The sequence below is a fragment of the Streptantibioticus cattleyicolor NRRL 8057 = DSM 46488 genome (assembly GCF_000240165.1).
GTDB classification, from domain to species: domain Bacteria; phylum Actinomycetota; class Actinomycetes; order Streptomycetales; family Streptomycetaceae; genus Streptantibioticus; species Streptantibioticus cattleyicolor.
In genome coordinates, this window is the sequence record NC_017585.1 from 1038462 (window position 1) to 1059380 (window position 20919).

General features: G+C 72.2%; 18 protein-coding genes and 2 pseudogenes. 13 read left to right on the top strand and 7 right to left on the bottom strand.

What is annotated here, in order from left to right; all coding sequences use genetic code 11:
* Position 1: 1 nt before the first annotated feature.
* Positions 2 to 787, bottom strand: a complete 786-nt coding sequence (locus SCATT_RS32345) for a helix-turn-helix domain-containing protein (RefSeq protein ID WP_041823625.1) — start codon at positions 785 to 787, stop codon at positions 2 to 4.
* Between the two features lie 62 nt (positions 788 to 849).
* Between SCATT_RS32345 and SCATT_RS32350 the strand changes: the two genes are divergently transcribed.
* Positions 850 to 1656 carry an SDR family NAD(P)-dependent oxidoreductase gene (locus SCATT_RS32350; RefSeq protein WP_014151139.1) on the top strand — a complete coding sequence of 269 codons (807 nt, stop codon included), beginning with the start codon at positions 850 to 852 and terminating at the stop codon, positions 1654 to 1656.
* A 76-nt stretch (positions 1657 to 1732) separates the two neighbouring features.
* Here SCATT_RS32350 and SCATT_RS32355 read toward each other — a convergent pair whose 3' ends face one another.
* The 3 genes from SCATT_RS32355 to SCATT_RS32365 form a co-directional block, all read right to left on the bottom strand.
* Complete coding sequence (locus SCATT_RS32355) at positions 1733 to 2653, bottom strand: hypothetical protein (protein WP_014151138.1); 921 nt, start codon at positions 2651 to 2653, stop codon at positions 1733 to 1735.
* Between the two features lie 98 nt (positions 2654 to 2751).
* On the bottom strand, positions 2752 to 3168 hold the full coding sequence (locus tag SCATT_RS32360) for a hypothetical protein (RefSeq protein ID WP_014151137.1): 417 nt from the start codon (positions 3166 to 3168) through the stop codon (positions 2752 to 2754).
* Between the two features lie 75 nt (positions 3169 to 3243).
* Positions 3244 to 3606, bottom strand: coding sequence for a hypothetical protein (locus SCATT_RS32365; protein WP_014151136.1), 363 nt, complete (start codon positions 3604 to 3606; stop codon positions 3244 to 3246).
* Between the two features lie 236 nt (positions 3607 to 3842).
* Here SCATT_RS32365 and SCATT_RS32370 point away from each other — a divergent pair, with 236 nt between their 5' ends.
* From SCATT_RS32370 to SCATT_RS37320, 7 genes and pseudogenes are all read left to right on the top strand, one after another.
* Positions 3843 to 5732, top strand: coding sequence for a DUF2075 domain-containing protein (locus SCATT_RS32370; RefSeq protein WP_041823623.1), 1890 nt, complete (start codon positions 3843 to 3845; stop codon positions 5730 to 5732).
* Between the two features lie 235 nt (positions 5733 to 5967).
* Positions 5968 to 6396: a phage holin family protein gene (locus SCATT_RS32375; protein ID WP_014151133.1), complete on the top strand. Its 429-nt coding sequence runs from the start codon at positions 5968 to 5970 to the stop codon at positions 6394 to 6396.
* A 128-nt stretch (positions 6397 to 6524) separates the two neighbouring features.
* Complete coding sequence (locus SCATT_RS32380) at positions 6525 to 6875, top strand: hypothetical protein (protein ID WP_014151132.1); 351 nt, start codon at positions 6525 to 6527, stop codon at positions 6873 to 6875.
* A 78-nt stretch (positions 6876 to 6953) separates the two neighbouring features.
* Complete coding sequence (locus SCATT_RS32385; RefSeq protein ID WP_014151131.1) at positions 6954 to 7511, top strand: hemerythrin domain-containing protein; 558 nt, start codon at positions 6954 to 6956, stop codon at positions 7509 to 7511.
* 135 nt (positions 7512 to 7646) lie between these two features.
* Positions 7647 to 9428 carry a glycoside hydrolase family 15 protein gene (locus SCATT_RS32390; protein ID WP_014151130.1) on the top strand — a complete coding sequence of 594 codons (1782 nt, stop codon included), beginning with the start codon at positions 7647 to 7649 and terminating at the stop codon, positions 9426 to 9428.
* Between the two features lie 57 nt (positions 9429 to 9485).
* The gene (locus SCATT_RS32395; RefSeq protein WP_041823620.1) at positions 9486 to 9863 is read left to right on the top strand and encodes a MerR family transcriptional regulator; all 378 of its coding nucleotides are present in this window, start codon (positions 9486 to 9488) and stop codon (positions 9861 to 9863) included.
* Positions 9864 to 9909: 46 nt separating this feature from the next.
* Positions 9910 to 10924 (top strand): annotated as a pseudogene (locus SCATT_RS37320) (NADPH:quinone oxidoreductase family protein).
* Between the two features lie 79 nt (positions 10925 to 11003).
* On the opposite strand, the gene SCATT_RS32410 reads toward SCATT_RS37320, so the two are convergent.
* Both SCATT_RS32410 and SCATT_RS32415 read right to left on the bottom strand, forming a co-directional pair.
* Positions 11004 to 11465, bottom strand: a complete 462-nt coding sequence (locus tag SCATT_RS32410) for a hypothetical protein (protein WP_041823619.1) — start codon at positions 11463 to 11465, stop codon at positions 11004 to 11006.
* 41 nt (positions 11466 to 11506) lie between these two features.
* Positions 11507 to 13555 carry a WD40 repeat domain-containing protein gene (locus SCATT_RS32415; RefSeq protein WP_231904901.1) on the bottom strand — a complete coding sequence of 683 codons (2049 nt, stop codon included), beginning with the start codon at positions 13553 to 13555 and terminating at the stop codon, positions 11507 to 11509.
* Between the two features lie 77 nt (positions 13556 to 13632).
* On the opposite strand from SCATT_RS32415, the gene SCATT_RS32420 reads away from it, so the two are divergent.
* Positions 13633 to 14049, top strand: a complete 417-nt coding sequence (locus tag SCATT_RS32420; RefSeq protein WP_014151125.1) for a hypothetical protein — start codon at positions 13633 to 13635, stop codon at positions 14047 to 14049.
* Between the two features lie 6 nt (positions 14050 to 14055).
* Here the strand turns inward: SCATT_RS32420 and SCATT_RS32425 are convergent, their stop codons facing one another.
* Positions 14056 to 14847 (bottom strand): oxygenase MpaB family protein, encoded by a 792-nt coding sequence (locus SCATT_RS32425; protein ID WP_231904900.1) that lies wholly within the window; start codon positions 14845 to 14847, stop codon positions 14056 to 14058.
* Between the two features lie 799 nt (positions 14848 to 15646).
* On the opposite strand from SCATT_RS32425, the pseudogene SCATT_RS32440 reads away from it, so the two are divergent.
* The 4 genes and pseudogenes from SCATT_RS32440 to SCATT_RS32460 all read left to right on the top strand — a co-directional run.
* A pseudogene (locus tag SCATT_RS32440) lies at positions 15647 to 16138 on the top strand (expansin EXLX1 family cellulose-binding protein); the annotation flags it as partial.
* 143 nt (positions 16139 to 16281) lie between these two features.
* Complete coding sequence (locus tag SCATT_RS32445) at positions 16282 to 16812, top strand: SigE family RNA polymerase sigma factor (protein ID WP_014151121.1); 531 nt, start codon at positions 16282 to 16284, stop codon at positions 16810 to 16812.
* Positions 16809 to 17612: a hypothetical protein gene (locus SCATT_RS32450; protein WP_014151120.1), complete on the top strand. Its 804-nt coding sequence runs from the start codon at positions 16809 to 16811 to the stop codon at positions 17610 to 17612. Before SCATT_RS32445 ends, SCATT_RS32450 begins: the two co-directional genes overlap by 4 nt.
* Before the next feature lie 980 nt (positions 17613 to 18592).
* Entirely contained in the window at positions 18593 to 20884 is a 2292-nt protein-coding gene (locus tag SCATT_RS32460) for a hypothetical protein (RefSeq protein ID WP_014151117.1), read from the top strand.
* The last annotated feature ends 35 nt before the right edge of the window (positions 20885 to 20919 follow it).

Sequence of the window (20919 nt, forward strand, 5' to 3'; positions counted from 1 at the left end):
CTCAGATCAGCCTGGCGAGGGCATCCGCGGAAGGGCTGCCCGGGGCGGCCTGGTAGACGATGATCACGTGCTGTTCGGCGCCGCCGACGGTGAGCGACTGGCGTCGCAGGGTCAGTTCGCCGACGTCCGGATGCGTGAACCGTTTGAGTTCGTCGCGGGAGGGGCGGGCGTCGTGCCGGGCCCACAGGCGGCGGAAGTCGTCGTCCGCTTCCAGTTCGGCGACGAGCCGTGCGGTGGCGGGGTCGCGCGGGTCGGCCTCGGCGCGCAGGGCGGCGGCGGTCTGTGCGGCGATCTCCGGCCAGTCGGGGAGGAGTTGGCGGGTCGCGGGGGAGAGGAACACCTCCCGGGCCAGGTTGTGTCCGGGCTCGTACATCGCCGCGAGCGCGCGGGCCCGTTTGTTCGCGGCGAGCACGTCGAGGCGCCGGTTGCGCACGTAGGCCGGGCTGTCCACCCACGCGTCGAGCAACTGGTGGACGTCCGGGGCGACTTCGGCCTCGGCGGGCCGGCCGGGGCCCGGGGCGGCGAGGGCGAACAGGTGGGCCGAGGTGTCGGCGTCCAGCTCCAGCGCCCGCGCGAGCGCCTCGAGCACCTGGGGTGACGGGTGGCGGTCGACGCCTTGTTCCAGCCGGGTCAGATACGGCTCGCTGATCCCGGCGAGCCGGGCCAGCTCGTCCCGGCGCAGCCCCGCGACCCGGCGCCGGCCCGGGGCGGAGCGCTCCGCGCGCGACGGCCGGACCCGTCCCCGGCGGGCCTTGAGGAACTCCCCCAGCACGTTGTCGACTGCCATCCTCGCAGGGTAACCCTCCCGGGGTGCTGGCTGGAATCCGGCGGCCCGCGCAGGATCGAGCCATGAAGACCTGGTTCATCACCGGCGCGTCCCGCGGCTTCGGCCGGATCTGGGCCGACGCCGCGCTCTCCCGCGGCGACCGCGTCGCCGCCACCGCACGCGACCTCGAGACCCTGCGCCCCCTCGTCGAAACCTATGGGGACGACGTCCTCCCGCTCCGCCTCGACGTCACCGACCGCTCCGCCGTCACCGCGGCCGTGCACCGGGCCGTCGACACCTTCGGCCACCTCGACGTGGTCGTCAACAACGCCGGCTACGCCCTGTTCGGCATGGTCGAGGAGGCCACCGAGGAGCAGGCCCGCGCCCAGCTCGACACCAACCTGTTCGGCCCGCTGTGGGTGACGCAGGCCGCGCTGCCGTTCCTGCGCGCCCGGGGGAGCGGACACATCGTGCAGGTCTCCAGCCTCGGCGGCCTCGCCGGCTTCCCCACCCTGGGGCTGTACAACGCCTCCAAGTGGGGCCTGGAGGGGATGAGCGAAGCGCTCGCCCAGGAGGTCGGGCCGCTCGGCATCCACGTCACCATCGTCGAACCCGGCCCCTACGGCACCGACTGGTCCGGCGCGTCCGCGGTGCACACCGAACCCATCGCCGCGTACGAACCGGTCCGCGAGGCCCGCCGGGCCGGCGCCACCGCCCGCGCGCCCCAGGACGCGCGGCCCACCGCCGACGTCATCCTCGAACTCGTCGACACCGACGAACCACCCCTGCGGCTCTTCCTCGGCGACTACCCCTACCCCGTCGTCGAAGCCGTCTACCAGCGGCGCCTCGACACCTGGAACGCGTGGCGACCGCTGGCCACCAAGGCGTGACGTGCCCGCCGTGCGAATCCCCGCGGACGGGCCGCCCGGGACGGGTCGCCCCGGGCGGCCCGGCCCTCCGGGTGACTCAGCCGACGTGCAGCGTCAGCGCCGCGGTGTGGAGCCTGCCGCCGGTCTGGAACTGGAGGAACATCCGCCAGTTGCCCGGCTTGGCCAGCTCCGCGTGGAACGACAGGTCGGGGCCGCCGTGGTCGCCGTCGACCTTGGTGCGCGGGTGCAGATGCGCGAAGGCGGCGTCGCCCTCGTGGAAGCCGGTCAGGTGCGCGTAGGTGTCCAGGTAGGGCTGGAGATCGGTGACGGGCCGGCCGTCCTTGCCGATGGAGACGGTCAGGGGGTGGGCCATGCCGGCCATGGGTTCGCCCTTGACCGTGACCGTGTAACCGTCCACCTGGGTGCTGGCGGCGGGGGCCGGCAGGCGTACGGGTTCGGCGTGGCCGGGGACGGTCACGGTGCGGCTGAGGACGAAGTCCTTGCCCTTGCCGGGGCCGCCGTCCGGGGTGAAGGAGGCGAACACCCGCCAGGAACCCGGCTGGAGCGCGGCGAGGTCCGCGGTCCACGTGCCGTCCGCGGCCATGACCGGGTGCACGTGCTGGAAACCGGTGAGATCCGACCGGATCGCGTAGAAGTGCATCTTCTTCGTCTGGTCGACGGCGAAACCGGTGACCGGCCGGCCGTCCGGACCCGTGATCCGGAACGTGTAGCCGACGCTCTTGCCGGCCGGCAGCTCGCGGGTCTGCGAGACCAGCGCGTAGCCGTCCTTGGCGGCGGACAGACCGTCCCCGCCGTCCATGCCGGCCATCGACCCGTGGTCCATACCGGGCATACCGCCCGGCGAGGACGACGCGGAGGCGGACGAGCCGTGGTCCATGCCGGGCATCGAGGAGCCCTTGGACGAGCCGCAGGCGGCCAGCGTCACCGCGAGGACGACGGCCGTACCGGCCGCCACGAGGCCGCGGCGGCGCAGGGGGGAACGAGAGGTGAACGACATCGGGTGGAAGCCCTCCGGGCTGCGGGCGCCGCACCTGCGGCGCCGGGTGATCGGGAAGCCGGAACCCGGTACCCGTGACGGCACCGGGCGCGGCTCCGTCAGCTCCGCGCCACGCACACCCTGAGCAGCAACGCCCGGCCACCGTACGGCGGCCCGCGCCGGCTCGCCGGCCCGGCGGTCCCCGGCCGTCCGGTCGGCGGCGGAACGAGCAGCACGGCCACGCCCACCGCGGCCACCAGCCACGCCGACGGCAACGCGATCCGGTCCCGGGACGTGACCGCCACGCACAGCGAGCCGTGCGCCCCGGACACCCCCTGCCCGTCGGCCCGGGACGAACCCGAGCCGACCGCCGGAACCGGCGCCGCCCCATGGTGCACGGGCGCCACCGCCGGCGCCGCACCGTGACACCCCTCGGCGGCGGCCGGAACACCGTGCATCAGGAAGAGCCCGAACAGCACCACGCACACCGCCGACAACCGGGCCATCGCCCCGCCGCGCCCGCGTCCGCCGTCCATCCCCGCCTCATCCCACCGGTCGACAACCTCCCCGGAGCATACCCCCACCCCGTACCGCAGGGCCCCCGGGGTCCCTCACCCGCCGCTCGGCCCCACCGTCTTCTTCTTCCGGAACGGAGCCTCCTGCTGCCCGAGTTCCGCCTCGATCAGATACCGGTCGGACGCCACATGCTCCCCGAGCGCCACCAGGTGCAACTCCGACCCGCGGAAGAAGTGGAACAGCGTGACACTCGTCCCCCCGATCTTCCCCGCACTCGCGTGCAGCACCTGCACCTCCACACCGTCCACGGTGTGCTTCCCGCTGTCCTTCCCCTTCCCGTCGTACGCGGCGTTGAGCGCCTGACTCAGATTGGTGACCCTGCTCCCCTCCACATACCCACTCAAATCCTTCTGCGCCGCCGTCTGATCGGCATACCTCTTCAACGTCACCGTCGCCATGTCCCCCACTCCTCTCGTCGGCGACCAGCGTGGTGGCCGGTGACGGAGCGGCACAAGAGGTGTGTTCACGCCACGACCGGTCGGGTCGGCCCGGCGTCGCGGGCACGGGTGCCGGCGCCGCCCGGTACCCTCGTCATCGTCAACGCGGCCCGACGGGCTTCCGCTCCACCCCGGTGGAGTCTCGAAGGACATGCCCCCACCCGCACGATTCACTTCGTGCTGCCTGGGGGAAGTCCTTGCTGTTCCGCGCGTCAGCGAAAACGGTGGCCGTCATGGCGCTCGACGGCTCCCTGTTCCTGCACCTCACCGAGGCGTTCGTCCACATGCACGGCTACCGGCCCGGGCCCTCCGAGGTCCGTTCCTGGGAACGCAGCATCCCCGTGCTGGCCGCCGCGCTCAACGAGGCGGGCCTGAGCGACGTCGAGGTCATGCTCGAGTACGGGCTTCCGCTGAACAGCAAGCGCGCCGATGCCGTGCTCGCCGGCGTGCACCCGGCCACGGGCGAACCGTCCTACGTCGTGGTGGAGTTGAAGCAGTGGAGCCAGGCACTTCCCCACGAGGACGACCCCACCCTGTGCCATGTCGACGCCTACCGCGACCCGGTCCTCAACCCCGTCGAGCAGGTGCGCCGTTACTGCGACTACCTCGTCAACTTCAACGGTGCGGTGGCCGCACACCCGGAGCGGGTCAGCGGAGTGGCCTACCTCCACAACGCCACCGAATCCGGCGTGTCCGGACTGCGGGAGATCGAGCGTGACGGCCACGGACTCCTGTTCACCGAGGAACGCCGTGGTGCCTTCCTCGACCACCTCCGTACCCGGCTGAGCCACAGACACCCAGGAGCCCGGGCGGCGGACGAACTGTGCGCGGGCGCCACCGTGCCGTCGAAGCAGTTGATGTCCGTGGCCGCCGAAGAGGTGCGTGACCGCACGCAGTTCGTCCTCCTCGACGAACAGCAGGTCGCGTACCGCATGGTGCTCAACGCGGTGGAGAAGGCGAAGCACGCCGACCGCAAGGAGGTCGTCGTCGTCACCGGCGGCCCCGGCACCGGCAAGAGCGTGATCGCCCTTCAGCTCCTCGGCGAGCTGTACCGGCGCGGGGTCCCGGCGCTGCACGCCACCGGCTCGCAGTCGTTCACCAAGACGATGAGGAAGATCGCCGGTGCCCGCAAACGAGAAGTCCAGGACCTGTTCAAGTACTTCAACAGTTTCATGGCGGCCGAGAAGAACAGCCTCGGCGCCCTGATCTGCGACGAGGCCCACCGCATCCGGGAGACCTCGGCCAACCGCTACACCCGGGCCGAGCACCGCACCGGCCGGGCGCAGATCGACGAACTCATCGACGTGGCCTACGTTCCCGTGTTCTTCCTCGACGAACACCAGGTCGTGCGGCCGGGAGAGATGGGCACCGTGGCGGACATCAAGGCCGCGGCGGCGAAGCGGGGCATCCCCTGCACCGTCGTCCCGCTGGACAGCCAGTTCCGGTGCGGTGGCAGTGACGCGTACGTGCGCTGGGTGGTCCGCCTGCTCGGCCTGGAGCCGGGCGGGCCGGTCGTCTGGGAGCCCGACGGCCGCATGCGGTTGCTGGTCGCCGACAGCCCGGGGGAGATGGAAGCCTTCCTCGAAGCCCGCCGGGCGGAGCGGTACGGCGCGCGGATGTCCGCCGGTTACTGCTGGCGCTGGTCCCCGGAACCGAGGCCCGGCGAGCCGCTCCCGGCCGACGTCGTCATCGGCGACTGGGCCCGCCCCTGGAACCTGCGCGGCGACCGTTCCGTCTCCGGCGCGCCCCCGGCCGCCCTGTGGGCCACCGACCCGGCGGGCTTCGGACAGGTCGGGTGCGTCTACACCGCCCAGGGCTTCGAGTACGACTGGTCCGGTGTCATCATCGGCCCCGACCTGGTGTGGCGCGGCGACCGCTGGATCACGGACCGTACGGCGTCCAAGGACCCGGTGTTCCGGCGGTCCACCCCGGACGCCGACGTGGACCGCCTGATCCGCAACACCTACAAGGTGCTGCTGACCCGGGGCATGGTCGGCACCGTCGTGTACTCGACCGACCCGGAGACGAGGGGGAAGCTGCGGGAGCTGGCCGGTGCCGTCACCCGTCAGGCACCGAGTCGGGGGTAGCCGGCGCAGCCGTGGTCGTCGCCGCCGCAGAAGGTGGTCTGAGCGACGCGGAACGGGCCGCGACCCCGTGGGCGCTGGAACGGCTGGAAGCCAACCTCACCCGCGGCGCGGCCGACCAGTGCTGAGCGCACCCCGCGCTTCCGGGCCCCGTTACCCCGGCGGGCACAACCCGGCGCGCGCCGACGCCCGCGCGGTGCCAGCCTGGGGCCAGGACCGTACCTCGAAGGAGCGCACCATGCCGGGTCAGCAACCGCACGACGGACCGGACGACGGCGGCGCGCCGCAGGGTGCGGTGTCGGACGCCGCGGGACGTCTGTCGCAGGACGTGGCGTCACTGGTGCGCGCGGAACTCGACCGCGCGAAAGCCGAACTCACCGACACCGCCCGGCGCGCCGGAACAGGCACCGGAGCCTTCGCCGTAGCGGCCGTGAGTGGTGTCTTCGCCCTCGTGGCCGCACACCAGAGCCTCCTGGCCGCGCTGGAACGGGCCGTCTCCCGGCGAGCCGCGGCGGCAGCGCTCACCTGCGCGTACACGGCCTGCGCCGCGGCCTCCGCCTGGTACGGGTACGACCGGCTGTGCCAGGCCCGCGCCGCCTCCCGGCAGGCTCTGCGGCAGATGGGCACCGCCGAGGAGCCCGGGGCGGAGAACACCTCGCCGTCATGAGACGCCTCCCGCCGACCGGGGCGGAAGACGTACGGCAGCGCTGCCCGCTGCCACCGCGGACATCGCGTTCACCGCCTATCGTGGAAGTGTCGATGCCCGCCTCGTGATGGCTTCAGGTGGTGAGACCGATGCTGTTCGTCACCGCGGAACCGCTGATGGACAAGATGGGCCCGCTCGTCATGGGTGTCTTCCTGCTCGGTGGCCTGGGCCTGGCGGCGTTGTACGCGCGTCTGCACCGCCGGGTGCACACCCACGCGCCGGGCAGCGGCCCGCAGCCGCGGTCGGCCGCCTGGGCGAGCTCCGAGGAGATCCGCAGCGGCCACTGCCCGCCGGACCACGGACCCGGCCACGACAGGGACGTCGAACCCGTGGAGTACGAGGACGCCCCGCCACCGCCCCCCGCCGAGGTCCCCCGGGACGGCCGTCGCCGCATGCCCTACGAGCTGCGCGATTCCTACCCCGGCCGCCCCACCTCCTGACCCGGCCACACGCCCACGCATGCCCGCGCCGAAGACGGGTACCGCGACAGCTCCGACGACGGCCGACAGGAGCTGATCATGGCCTTCTCGCTCACGCGCCACGACGCGGTGGACGTGCTCACCAGGCAGCACGCCCAGATCCGCCGCGGCTTCTACAAAGCCGCACTGCCGGGACCCGGCCGCAAACGGGCCTTCCACCAACTGATGCGACTGCTGTCGATCCACGAAGCCGCCGAGGAAGCACACGTCCACCCCCTCGCCCGACGCGTCCTGAGGGCCGGCCCGGCGGTCACCGCCCGCCGCCGCGCCGAGGAGAAGCAGGCCAAGCGGCTCCTGACCGCCCTGCTGCGGACCGGCCCGGACGGCAAGGGGTACGTGCGACAACTCGGCGCCGCGCGACGTGCCGTACTCGCCCACGCCGCCCGTGAGGAACGCGAGGAATTCCCGGCACTGCGGCGCGCGGTGGGCGCGACACGGCTGCGACTGCTCGGTGCCGAAGTCCGGTTGAGCCAGGTCTACGCACCGACCCGCCCGCACCGCTGGATCGACAACGAGGTCACCAACAAGCTCGCCGCCCCCGTCCTCGGCCCGCTGGACCGGATACGCGACCTCTACCAGGCCAAGCGCGGACGCTGAGCGTTCCCGCGACGTCCGGCTGCCTTCGGGCTCCGCCGGGGCCGTGCCCCCGATGGCCCGTTTCACGGCGGCGGACAGGGTTACCCGCATTCCGGCGGGGTGCCCGGGCGCCCGACCGACGGCGGAAGGGGATCGATGGCCAGCAAGCTGGCCGGGACGTGCGAGGAGAGCTTCCCACCGCAGCCGTTGCGCCAGTACGCGCTGCTCGCGGACGGCGAGCGCGGCATCCTGGTCGGTCCCCGAGGTGACTTCGCGTGGATGTGCGTACCGCGCTGGGACTCCGACGCGGTCTTCTCCACCCTCATCGGCGGGCGGGGGCTGTACGCGGTCAGCCCGGTCGGGCGGTACGTGTGGGGCGGTTACTACGAGCACGGTTCCCTGATCTGGCGCAGCCGCTGGGTCACCGGGGAGGGCGTCGTGGAGTGCCGTGAGGCGCTCGCCTTCCCCGGCGACCCGCACCGTGCGGTGATCATGCGGCGGCTGTCCGCACCGGACCGGCCGGTGCGCGTCCGCGTGCTGCTGGAGCCCGCCGCCGGATTCGGCCAGGACCCGCTGCGCCGGCTGCGGTGCGACGACGACGGTGTGTGGTCCGGTCACACCGGTGACCTGCGGGTGCGCTGGAGCGGCGGCGCCCGGGCACGTCCGGAGGGGGCCAAAGGCAGCCGGCTCGTGATGGATCTGACCGTCGAGCCGGGACGCCACCACGACCTGGTCCTGGAGATCGGCGACCAGGCGTTGCCGTCCGCGCCGCCCCGGCCGGGGGAGTGCTGGCAGGCGACGGAGGACGCCTGGCGCCGGGCGGTGCCCGACCTCGCCGGGACGATCGCCCGACGCGACGCCCGGCACGCCTACGCGGTGCTGCGGGGGCTGACCGGTTCGGCCGGCGGGATGGTGGCGGCCTCCACGACCAGCCTCCCCGAACGCGCCGACGAGGGGCGCAACTACGACTACCGCTACGTGTGGATCCGCGACCAGTGCTATGCCGGCCAGGCCGTCGCCACCGCGGGGGACGTGTCGCTGCTGGACGACGCGGTACGGTTCGTCACCGCCCGTCTGCACGACGACGGGCCGTCGCTCGCCCCCGCCTACACCGTGGACGGCCGCAGGATCCCCGACCAGCGCACGCTCGACCTCCCCGGCTACCCGGGCGGGTACGACCTGGTCGGCAACCAGGTCAGCAAGCAGTTCCAACTCGACGCGTTCGGCGAGGCACTGCTGCTGCTGGCCGCCGCGGCCCGGCACGGACGCCTCGACGCCGACGGCCGGCGGGCCGCCGACATCGCCGCGGACGCCATCGCCCGCCGCTGGCAGCAACCCGACGCCGGGGTATGGGAGTTGTCGGACCGGTACTGGGCCCACAGCCGGCTGATTTGCGCCGCCGGACTGCGGGCCATGGCCGGGGCCGCCGACCCCGGCACGGCCGGCGGCCGGTGGATCGCGCTCGCCGACCACCTCGTCGCCGAGACCTCCGCCCGCTGCCTGCACCCCTCCGGACGCTGGCAACGCTCACCCGAGGACGCGGGTCTGGACGGCTCCCTGCTCCTGCCACCCCTGCGCGGCGCACTGCCCGGCAACGACCCCCGCACCATCGCCACCCTGCGCGCCTACACCGAGCACCTGACCGAAGACCACTTCGCCTACCGCTTCCGCCACGACGACCGCCCACTGGAAGCGGCCGAAGGCGCCTTCCTGCTCTGCGGGTTCATCACCGCGCTCGCCGAACACCAACAAGGCAACGAGGTCTCCGCACTCCGCTGGTTCGAACGCAACCGGGCCGCCTGCGGTCCGGCCGGACTCTTCTCCGAGGAGTACGACGTCTCCCAGCGGCAACTGCGCGGCAACCTCCCCCAGGCGTTCGTCCACGCCCTCATGCTCGAATGCGCCGCCCGCCTCTCCCGCCCCTGGCCCGGGCCGTAGCACCGGACGACCGCACGTGTCGGAAGAACGCGGCGCCCCTGGGCGTTGGCCGCGGGTATGAGGATCGGCGAGGCTTCCGCAGCCAGCGGTGTGAGCGCGAGATCGTTGCGGCACTACGAGGACGAGGGCCTGATCGTCCCCAGCCGTTTCAGCAACGGGTTCCGCGACTACTGCCAGTCGACCATCGACCGGGTGCTCGTCATCCGCTCGCTGCTGGAATCCGGGCTGCCCGTACGGTTGATCAGTCAGGCCCTGCCCCGTCCCACCGACGGATCCGACGCCGGCACCGACGCGGTGTGCGCGGAGTTCCTGCACGAGGTACAGAGCTACCGCGATCGGCTCGCCGCTCGCATCGCCGTCCTCAGCGACCAGCGGGCGGCACTCGACGCCTACCTTCGAAAGGCCCGCCGCACTGATCGCCGTACCGGTCCCTGACCGCCACTTGACCTTGACGCAAGTGTCAGCTTCCTACGGTCGGCGCATGGAGAACAACGAGCAGCGGCACACCGCCGGGCAGACGGTACGCGCACTGGTCCAGCGGTCGCACCGGGGCCCGCGCGACCTGGCACTGACGACCGATCACCCCCGTCCCACCCCGGGCCCCGGCGAGTACCTGATCCGCGTGGGCGCCGCCGGGGTCAACTTCGCCGACGTCATGCGGGCACAGGGAACGTACGGCGGAGGCCCGCAGCCGCCCTACGTGGCCGGTTTCGAGGCCGCCGGCGAGATCGTGGCCGTCGGCCCGGGCGTCGAGAGCCCGTTCCGACCCGGTACCCACGTCGTCGGCCCCGGTGCCTTCGCGCAGTTCATGACGATGCCTGCCGTGGGCGTACTCCCCGTGCCTTCCGGCTGGAGCGACGCCGAAGCTCTCGGCCTGGTGCTGAACTGGGCCACCGCCTTGGCGGCACTGAAGCCGTTGGGCGAGGTCAAGGCCGGTGAGGCGGTCCTCGTCCATGCCGCGGCCGGAGGCGTGGGACAGGCCGCCGTCCGCCTCGCCCGCCACTACGGTGCGCGCGTGATCGCCACGGCGTCACCGGCGAAGCACGACACGGTCGAAGCGCTCGGCGCCGACGTGGTCCTGGACAGCCGACGCCCCGACCTCGCCGCGGAGATCCCCCGCCTGACCGGCGGCGTCGGCCTGGTCCTGGAATCGGTGGGCCAGGCCACGTTCAGGACAAGTCTGTCGGTCACCAAACCCTTCACCGGACGCGTCGTCGTGTTCGGCGCCGCTTCCGGCGATGCCACGCTGACCACGCACGATCTGGTCTTCACCCACCACGTCCAGGTCAAGGGACTGCACATCGGCGCGCTGGCGACTGCGGCACCCACCCTCTACCAGGCGTTGCTCGCCGAGCTCGAAGCCCTCATCACCGATGGCGTGTACCCGCCCGGCACCCCCCCCCCACGTCCATCCCCTGGCCGAGGGGCCGACGGTGTTGCAACAACTCGAAGCCGGCCGGACCCGAGGCAAGCACGCCCTCGATCCCTGGCGTTAGGAACGCCTGTCATCCACCCACGCCAACCACCTTGCGCGGTCGGTTTCGACCGGGTCGCAAGCATCGCCCCCGGAAGGCCTCACCTCCGGTATTCGGCGACGGCACGCTCAGCGGTTTCGAGGAGCGAGCGCACCAGGGCCTCCATGAGCCGTCGCACTACCCGTAGTTGCTCCACTTCATCGAGGTGCTGATCGAAGACCTCCTGGATCGACCGGAGATGCGGCCGTACCGCCGAGCAGCATTCGGCGAGGCGGACCATCCGCACATCGATCGCCGCTCGCGCCCGCCCTCGGGGCCACTGGTACACGTCCAGAGACTTCTCCGCGGCGTCGAGCAGGGACTCCAGCACGACCTGGGTGTGGGTGGCGGCCATGAGTTCCATGAGGTCGGGGTCGCGAAGGGGCTTCTGCGTCTCCGCCTCGATCTGCTCGAGGTCGGGCCGGATCAGCCTGCAGCGCTCGGCGAGCCAGGACATCCGGGACTCCCACGCGATGCGCAGCTGCCGGGGAGTCCGCGGAGTGTCTTCGGCACTGTCGCTCATGGCCAAAGGCCAGGGAGGCACGTGGGGTTGTGCAACGCCCGTCAGCCGCCGACGGCCAGGGCGAGCAGCCCGCCGGAGGTGGCGACGAGGAGCCGGTCACCGGCAGCCGCGAGCGCGGACACCGGAGAGTGGACGGGGATCTTTGCCACGCAACGGAACTCCTCCAGGTCCCACAGGCGCACCCACCGGTCCTTGCCGCCGCTCGCCAGCACGGTGCGTCCCCCGAGCGACAGCAGACTCAACCCGCGGACCCAGTCCTGGTGGCCGCGCAGCACCTGCTCGGTCCTTCCGGTGGCGAGATCCCAGAGGCGCACCGTGCCGTCATGGCTGCCGCTGGCCAGCAGCGTCCGCCCGTCCACCGGCACCGCGCACACCGCGTTGACCCAGCCGGAGTGGCCGACCAGCGCGGCGGGATGGTCGTCCCCCGTGGTGTGCCACAGCCACACGTACGAGTCCCAGCCGACGCAGGCCAGCAGGGTGTGCTCCGGCAGGGTGATCGCGCACATGGCGCGGAGCTTGCCCTTGTGCCGGGCCACGGTACGCAGATGCTCGCCGGTCTCCGGGTTCCAGAGCCGCACGTTGGCGACGTCCCCGAGCAACGGCTCACCGCAGGTGGCCAGCAGCTGCCTTCCCTCCTGCGGCACCGGGCACACCGCGGTGAACGCCTCGGAGACGAGCTCCCCCTCGGCCGTACGCACCCAGGCGGAGGGGTCCTGCGGGGTGCGCCCGATGACGCGGATGTCCTCGCCGGCCACGGGGTCGTGCAGGCGGACGGAACCGTTGCGGCTGACGGCCGCGAGCACCGGCCGGCCGCCGACAGGCAGTGCGCAGACCCCGCCGACCCAATCCCCGGTGTAATCCCGTTCCTCGCGGTCCAGCACATCCGTACGGCTGCCGGTCTCCGCATCCCACAGGCGCACCGCCCCGTTGGTGCTTCCGCTCGCCATCAGGGTCCGGTCGCCGAGCGGTACCGCGCAGAGCGTGTCGAACGATTCCCGCAGGCCCGGGCAGGCCGGCGGCTCGGCCGCCGGATCCCACAACCGCACCATGCCGTCGAACTTCCCGCCCCCGCTGGCCAGCAGCGCACGGTCGGGCAGCGGCAGCGCGCACACCCCACCCCACACCGGGCCGGTGTGCCCCTCGAAGACACGCACCAGCTCTCCGGTGCCCGGGTCCCACAGCCGCAAGCCGTAGTCCCCGCCGCCGACACCGGCCAGCAGGGTGCGGTCACCGGCCCGCACCTCGCACACACCGTAGGTCCCCCCTCGGCCGGGACCGAGCCGGCGCAGCACATCACCGCTGCCCGGATCCCACAGCCGGATCGTGCCGTCGTCCCCACCACTGGCCAGCACGGTACGCCCGTCCAGTGACACCACGCACAACGTGTACACCGGCCCGGTATGACCCACGGAGTCGACGGGGACGTAGCCCGGCCGGTACAGAACACAGGTCGCCCCGCGCGTCGGGTCGGGTCGGCCGACGAGTTCCCGCACCGGCCGACCGGTGACCGCGTCCCACAGCCGGATCGTGCCGTCGTCCCCACCGGCGGCCACCACGGCACGGCCGTCGACGGCGAGCGCGCACAGCCCGCGCACCGGGTGGGCGCCGTCGAACGGTTCGGTACCGGCGTCGAACACGTGCAGTTGGCGACCGGCTGCCAGGTCCCACAGGCGTACCGTGCCGTCGTCCCCGCCGCTCGCCAGCAGCACACGGTCACCGAGTGGCACCGCGCACAGGCCGTTGACCAGCCGGCCGTCGTGCCCGGGCACGGTACGCGGCGACCGCTCACCGGTGCGCGGATCCCACAACTCCACCGTTCCGTTCGCGCCGCCGACGGCCAGCAGCACGCCCTCCGGGACGGGGACCGCGCACAGCGCGAACACCGCTGACCGCTGATCCCCCAGGACGCGGGTCTCCTCGCCGGTGACGGGGTCCCAGATCCGTACCCGGCCGTCATCCATCCCGCCGGCCAGCCGTGTCCCCTCGGGCAGCGGCACCGCGCACAGCGCCTCCACCGCTTGCGCCCCGCTGTCGAGGGCCGACACCTCGGCCCGACCCGGCCCCGCGGTCCACAACGTACGGTACGTCACCGCCACCCCTTCTCCCCGTCGCTGCGCCCAAGTTACCCTGGCCGGAAGGGAGAGGCCGAGCCGTTGGAGGCCGTGCTGTGATCGGACGGCTGTGGCGAGCACGTCGCGACCGGCGCCGGTACCTGGCCAACCTCGAGCCATGGCTGCTCCGCGCCGCCCGCGACGTGGTCTTCGACGGCATCACCCGTGCCCAAGCGTCCCCCTCCGGGCGCGCCTTCGTCGGCGTCGAGGACGTCATCGACCAGGTCCGCCGCGACCTGCGCGACCAGACCATCCTCGGCGCCATGCTGGAAGCACGCCGCCGACAACGCACCTTCCAGGACTCCGTCCACGACGCGGTCCAAGAAGGCAAACACCTCGGCGAGATCGCCGAAATCCCCACCTGGGCAGCCGCGGCGGCCCTGCGCGCCCACCTCGAAAGGCCGCGCCCGGACCCCCTTCCGCTCGACACCGACGCGTACGACGTCGTCGACGAGCCGCCGACCGCCCCTTGAGGAGGGTCACGACCGGTCGAATGTGCCGGCGCGCCGCCGCCTCATCCACCGGCCACGAGCCCACAGCGCGGCGGCGACACCCCAACGCAGCGGCACACCGGGCTTCCGCATCCCGAACGCGCGACGCGCCCGGTCGTCGAAGAGCGCTCCGAACGCGGCTTGTGCCAGGGGGGCCACGGGCCGGGGGAACCGGTCGGCCAGCACCGAACGGGTGGATCCCAGCAGCAGGCGGCCTTCGGGTGTCGGTGCGAAGCGCTCGGTTTCGTAACGGGTCATCCACGCGGCCAGTTCCGCATAGGAGTCGGGCATGCCGTCGATGCCCATACGACGCGCGAGCCCCGCGTAGAAGACATGGGCCGCGTCACGTTCGGTCCTGGTGGTGGGACGCCACGCGTGCTGGTCGATCCATCGCAACGGCGTGACGCAGAAGGCCGCGAGCACGTAGACGAAGTCCTCCTCGGCCGCGGGCAGCCCGGCATGCAGTCTCACCAGAGCGTCGATCACTGCCTGCCCTCGCGGGGCGTCCAGGCCGTGGTGGATGAGGGCATACATCATCTCCCCGGTCACCTTCGCCCGGACTTTGGGCCGGGTCGTCATCTTCCCCGTCCCGGCGAGGACGCGGGCGATGGCCGGAACGGCGAAGGTGCGGTAGAAGCCGAGGTTCAGGCCGATCTTCAGATCGACCGCGAAGTCATCCGTGGCCAGCCGCCGGTACAGCACATGAGCCTGCCGCTCCCGCTCCGCGAGGTCGACGGGACAGGGCCGGCGCCCGGAGGGTGTGTCGTGCTTCGGCGTCATCGCCGGCCGCCCGTTGTTTTTGCCACGAGCACGAGATGGCGCCGAGTTCCGACGTCGACAACACCGCCCTCCGCCACCAGGATCCGGCCCGCGCCGCGCAACGGGACCGCCGGCGAATCGCCTACCTCCCGGAACGCGCGCGGCCCGGGCGCAGACGCGACCAGGCCCCGACGCCCAGGGCCGTGCCGATCCCCGCGAAGGTGCCGGCCCCGGCCGGAACGACCCACCCGGTGAGGGGAGTTCTCGCGTGACCGCCGCCACCCTGGTGGGAACTCGGCGGCCGGCCCGGCCGAGCCGCACCGCCCATGCCCCCACCGCGCCCCGGACCGGAGGCAAGCGACGAACACACCGGCGACGCCGGCGCGGTGACCGATGGCCCTGGGGCCGAGGCGCGGGGATTGACGGCCCGAGGCGCACGCCACCGGTCGGTGGCGGTGCCGCCGAGCCGTCAGCCAACGGGGCGGGGAGGGTTCAGCCGCCGTGCGTGGCCCTGCTGCGGTATCGGTGGACGACCGGCACGCAGCCGGCAGCGATGGCCAGCAGGCCACCGACGGCGCAGTAGGCGACAGTGTTGCTCATCCCGGTGGAAGCCAGGCCGGCGGCCGTGCTGCTCCGGGCCGGCCGGCCGAGGGGTGCGAGGGCGGCGGCCTGGGCTCGTGTGCCGATCGTGCCTGAGGCAGAGGTAACCGGCGCGGCGGTGGTCGGAGCGGGGGTGGGGGCAGCCGCGTCGGTGCGGGCGGCCGTCGACGCGGCCTTCAACTGGAGAGTTGTTATCGAGTAGGGGGGCAGTGTCTGTGTCACCGACTACGAGTCGGCCAGGGCGTGCGGGGCCTATGTGCTGGTCCGCGCGGCCAACGGAGCCTCCGTCACGGTACGGATCGTCAACGAATGCCCCTGGCCCTGCGCGCCAGGACAACTCGACCTCAGCCGACAGGCGTTCGCCAAGCTCGCCGACCTCTCGGTGGGCCGCCTCCCGATCTCCTGGTCGCTGCTGAGCCCGGACCTGCCGGGCACGATCGCCATCCGGTACAAGACCGGGTCCACCACGTGGTGGTGCGGGATCCAGGTGATCGGCCACCGGAATCCGGTGGCCGCGCTGTCGGTGCGGACCGCCGGCGGTTGGCGGCGGTTGCCCCGCACCGACTACAACTACTTCCTGTCCACCGATGGCACCGGCTGCGGCGGGACGCTCAGGATCACCGACGTCTACGGGGAGCGACTGACCGTCGCAGGCATCGCCGTGCGGCCGGACGTCGCGCAGCCGACCGGCGTTCAGTTCGCCCGGCGTTGACCAGCCCGCCGGACGGCCTCCACCGGCCCGCGACCGAGCACGAGCGCCGTTCGGATCCCGGGCCGGGCACTGTTAGGCTGCGCCCCGTTGTTAACGCGCACATTGTTGTGCGCACATCATTGTCAGGAGAAGGCGACCGAGGGATGCTCCTCGACGACGCGTCCGCGGAGTTCCACGAATTCTTCGAACGCCACTATGCCGAACTCGCCCGTCTGGCACACCTCCTGACCGGCGAGACCGACGCGGCGGACGATCTCGCCGCGGATGCCCTGGTCGCCCTTTGGCAGCGCTGGGACCGGTTGCGGCAGGCGCACCACCCGCTCGCCTACGCCCGCGGCGTGGTGGCCAACCTGGCGCGCGGGCGGATCCGCAGCGCGGTGCGCGAGCGACGCCGGATCACGTTGTTCTGGTCCCGCAGCCCGCAGACGGCGGAGGGACCGGACGTGGCGGACGTGCTGGACGTCCGTGCGGCACTCGCCCGGCTGCCGTTCCGTAAGCGCGCCTGCGTGGTGCTGCGGCACGCCTTCGACCTGTCGGAGAAGGACACGGCGGTGGCGCTGGGCATCTCGGTCGGTACGGTGAAGAGCCAGACCTCGAAGGGAATGGCCGAGCTGGAAAGGATACTTGGCGCACGAGCGGTCGGGGACCTGGTGGCGGGGAGGAGGAACCGGTGAACGAGGAGATCGCCCGTCGGCTGCGCGAGGCCGCCGACGCTCACCGGCCCGACCGCGCCAGGATGCTGGCCCGGGTGGAACGCGGCGTGGCCGGCCCCGCCGTCCGACACCGCGCGCGGCCGTTCGCGAGGTCCGGGACCTTCGCGAGGTCCGGGACCAGGGCCGCGTTCGCCGGGCTCGCCGCCGCCGTAACCCTGGTGACCGGCGGCTTCGCCGTGGCCGCCATCGTCGCGACCACGTCGCCGTCGCCCACCGTGAGCGCGCCTGCCGTCCCGTCCCCGACCGCCGGCTCCCCGCGACCGACGGCGACCCGCCTCACCCCTGTCGGGCCGGCCCCGGTCACCACCTCGGGCAGCTCGCGCCCGACTCCGGCGGCCACCAGTCCTTCGCCGGCCGCCGACGAGAGCCGGAACGGGGCACTGTGGTCGGCCGGCTCCGTCGACCCGCACAGCAACGTCTACTGGACGCAGAGCAACCTCGTCCTCCAGACGACCCAGCCGCTCACCTCGCTCGTGATCGAGATGCGGTTCGCGCAGACCGGCGGGGTGCGGAACACCGGTACCTGGCAGACCCTGCCGAGCGGTGACTTCACCGTCACCGTCGAGGAGGCCGGCGGCACGTCGGTCTACCGCTGGGTCCTCAAGCCGGGCCTGACCGTGCCGACCGGGAGACACGAGTTCGCCGCCCAGTTCAACCACGCCACCGGCGTCCGCAGTGCCGCGGGCGACGGTTACCGCGTCGACGCGCGGGGTACGGGCGGCTCCGCGTCGGTCAGGGGAGGGTTCGTTCCGACCCGGTGAACGCCGCTGTGCGGTGCGGGGACTCACCCCCGCACCGCACAGCTTCCCGGTGAGGCTTTTGCCTTGCCGTGTCGGTCCGAACGGCGTTGCCGCCACGGGCGCAAAGGTTGCCGCGATCGAGGAAGGGCTCGTCATGCCGTGGTCGCCTTCCCCGCTCAGTTCCATGGCGAGCTCCTTTCGGCCGTCGGACCCGAGCTCGGGCCGACACGGTGTGGTCAGGAGATCGACGCCCGCAGTGCTCGATCGGCTCAGCTACGAGCCGATCTCACTGCAACGCACAACATGGCGTTCGTGGAGAACCATGGAGGCCGTCACTGACAGTCGGTGGCTGTCCATGGCTCCAGCTCCCGTCGGACCGGATCCCTCCCGGGAAGCAGAGCCTCGTCGGCGCGCGAGTTCGCGGGGGACAGGGCATCTGTGGCGTGGTGGAGGCAGAAGGCGAACGCCTTGGCCCCGTCCGCGAAATCCGCGGCAGGACGGGTGAGACCGGTCCCCGTGATCACGATCAGCCGCTTGGGCACGTCATCGCCGGCCGCCGCCGCGAGGCCGTTCAGCTTCTGGACGTCCGACGTCGTCAAGGCGTGCGGCCGCTGTGCCAAGCGATGTGGAACGAGTCCGACTCGATGGGGGTGTCCCTGCTTCCCTCCCGGACATCCGAGAAGCCGAGATCCGTCAGCTGCTCGAGGACCGCCTCCACGATCACCCACACGGCGGCAATGGCCGATGCGGGCGCGCACGAGCACGACTGATCGTCCGCCGGTCAGACGCACTGCGAGGAATGCACGTTCCCCGAGGTCGCCCAGCCGCATCCGGTCGGCCATCTTTCCCGTGCAGTTGAGTTGTCGATGTTCGTAATGATCGGCGTACACCGCGGTCAGCCATCGCAAACTGATGAAAGTGCCGCAGGAACCGTCTGAACGGGCATAGTCTGCGGGATTACCGCAGGCGGGCCGGGGCGACCCGTGCGCGGCGGAGGTGTCATGGGTGGGGAACCGTACGTGTCGGCAACGGCAGATGACGACAACGGCGCGGAGGTACCGGAGCCGTATGGTGACCGGGCTCTGCTGACGGTCGCCATGGTCAAGGGCTATGACGCCGTGCCCGACGAGGAACGGGACCGGCTGCGGTGCTACCTCGAAGCGGCTGTCGCGGCTCGCGCGGCCCCGGTCCACACCAACGTGGCCTTCAACGCCGTGTACTTCGGGTACGACCTGGTCGGCGACGGCTACGGCGGCAGCCCGCTGGATCTTGACGACTTCCCCGTGATCACGTTCGGCGAATGCGCTCCCGTGCTCCCGGTCGGTGCCATGGTGTGCGTCGCCACCGGATCGGATCCGCTCTACGCCGAGATCGTGTACCGGGAGGGCGCCCACCCGGAGGCGGGTGATCTCGGTGACGTGCCGGCCTGGCTGTCGGGGGCGCCCGCGGGTGCCGAGGGCCCAGGGAGGCCGGGGGGCGACGCCGCCCCCCGGCGAAGGGAACTGCTGGTTCCGGACCTGCACGCCTTCGGTCCGGCCCTGAGCCTGTCGCCGGCCCAACTTCATCGCTTACGCACGCGCCGTCGTTGGATCAATGAGGACGGGCATCTGATCGTCGACGTGTGCTACCCGTCCGCGGAAGCGGCCCGGTGCGACGAACTGAAGGCATACGCCCGGCATCTCCTGACGGCGGCGCGCGAGCAGCTGCTCAGTCCCGTCGTCCCCGTGTCCCTCGCCGCGCTGGTGGGCAGCGCATACGAGGACGACCTGCGCGCGGGTCTGGCCGGTCTTCTCGACACGGTACGAGGGGTCCTCCGCTCCAGCACCGCTCTGCGCACCTGGGGCCACTACGCCATGACCCGGACGTCCCTGGCGGACTGCTGGCGGGACACCGGGCCCCTGGGCGGCGACGACCTGAGATCCCTCGCGGCGGCTGTGGAGCGCGCGGCCACCCCGGTCAGGCGACGCTACGGCCTCGCCGCACCCCAGACCGTCTACACAGCAGTGGGACCGCGGCTGCGCGCATTCCCCGGGGCGTCGGAACGACTGAGGGGCGTGGGGTATGCGGCCGCGGTGTGCAGGGCGAACGTGGCGCTCGCCGACGTCGTTCAAGGAGACAGCGAACAGGGCCTGTTCGAGAACGGCTCCCGGATCACCCTTGACGACGCGTTCGAAGGGGGAGGTGTGTGGCGGACCCACTATCCCGGCGACGCGGAGGCACCCGGAGACCCTCTGGTCCCGGCCGGACTTGGCTGGAAGTCCACCATGCCCGCGCCGTCGGAGCCTGCGCCGGAAGCGGAACTGGACCCGGTCGATCTCCCGCTGGCCGACGACGTCTCCCTCGGGACCGGTGAACTCCTGCGCGACGACGCGCTGGAGATCGTCTGGCGGACGTCCCTGCGGCTGGCCCACCTCATCAATGGCTGTTTCCCGTTGCATCCCTACGTCGTCAAGGACCTTCGCCGGTCTTACGGCGCGCGGCCCACGATACGCCTGGACCTCGACCACGCCGGAGAGTCGTTGGACGAGAAGGAGGCGACACAGCGCGTCACCGCCGAACTGGAGCAGGACTCCGGCCGGTTGGTGGGTATCGCCTGGCCTCGCGACTTCTTCCCCGGCCTTCTGCTCGAGCTGCGGCAGCGGCGCGGCACCAAGGTGATCCGCCTGGCCACGACTCGGCTCACGGAGCGGATCCAGGTCGGCGACCGTGAGACCGGACACCGTTACGACCCTCGTGTGCTCACCAGGGAGGACGCTCCTGGCAGCGACCGTCACCGGGACAGCGCGGCCGGGCTCTCCCCCCGGCGGCTGGTGATGCGCACGGTGCGTCGGTGCGGCCTGCTCACTCTGGACGGCCACGCGTTGATGGACCGTTCAGCCCTGCCGAGTGCGGTCTACGGGGGCCGGCCGGCGCGGTCGCAGGCCGAAGCACTGCAATTGGCGGTCGCGGAACTGCTCGCCGAGCGGCTTCTGGAACCGGCCCTCGGCAGCCGGGACCCATGGGGGCAGCCCCACTTCCCGGCGCGCGACAGGGAGCCGACTATTCCGCTCATCGGCTACCGCCCGGCACGGCGACGGGTGATACGCCCCTGGGGCGCCACGGAAGCCGGCGGTGAAGGGCTGCTCGTCGTCCAGTTCGTTCCCGGCCACCTACGCCGCCTGCGGCCGGGCTGGTCGCCGAGTGACATGCAGCGGGCGGCCTTTCGGGAGCACTGCCGCAGACTCGGCAAGGCGGACGGCTGGGAACTCCCCCACGGCTACACGTTCGTCACCGAGCACACGCGCGGCCGCTGATCGTTCGCCGCTCCCGGACCCCATCCTGCTCGTCA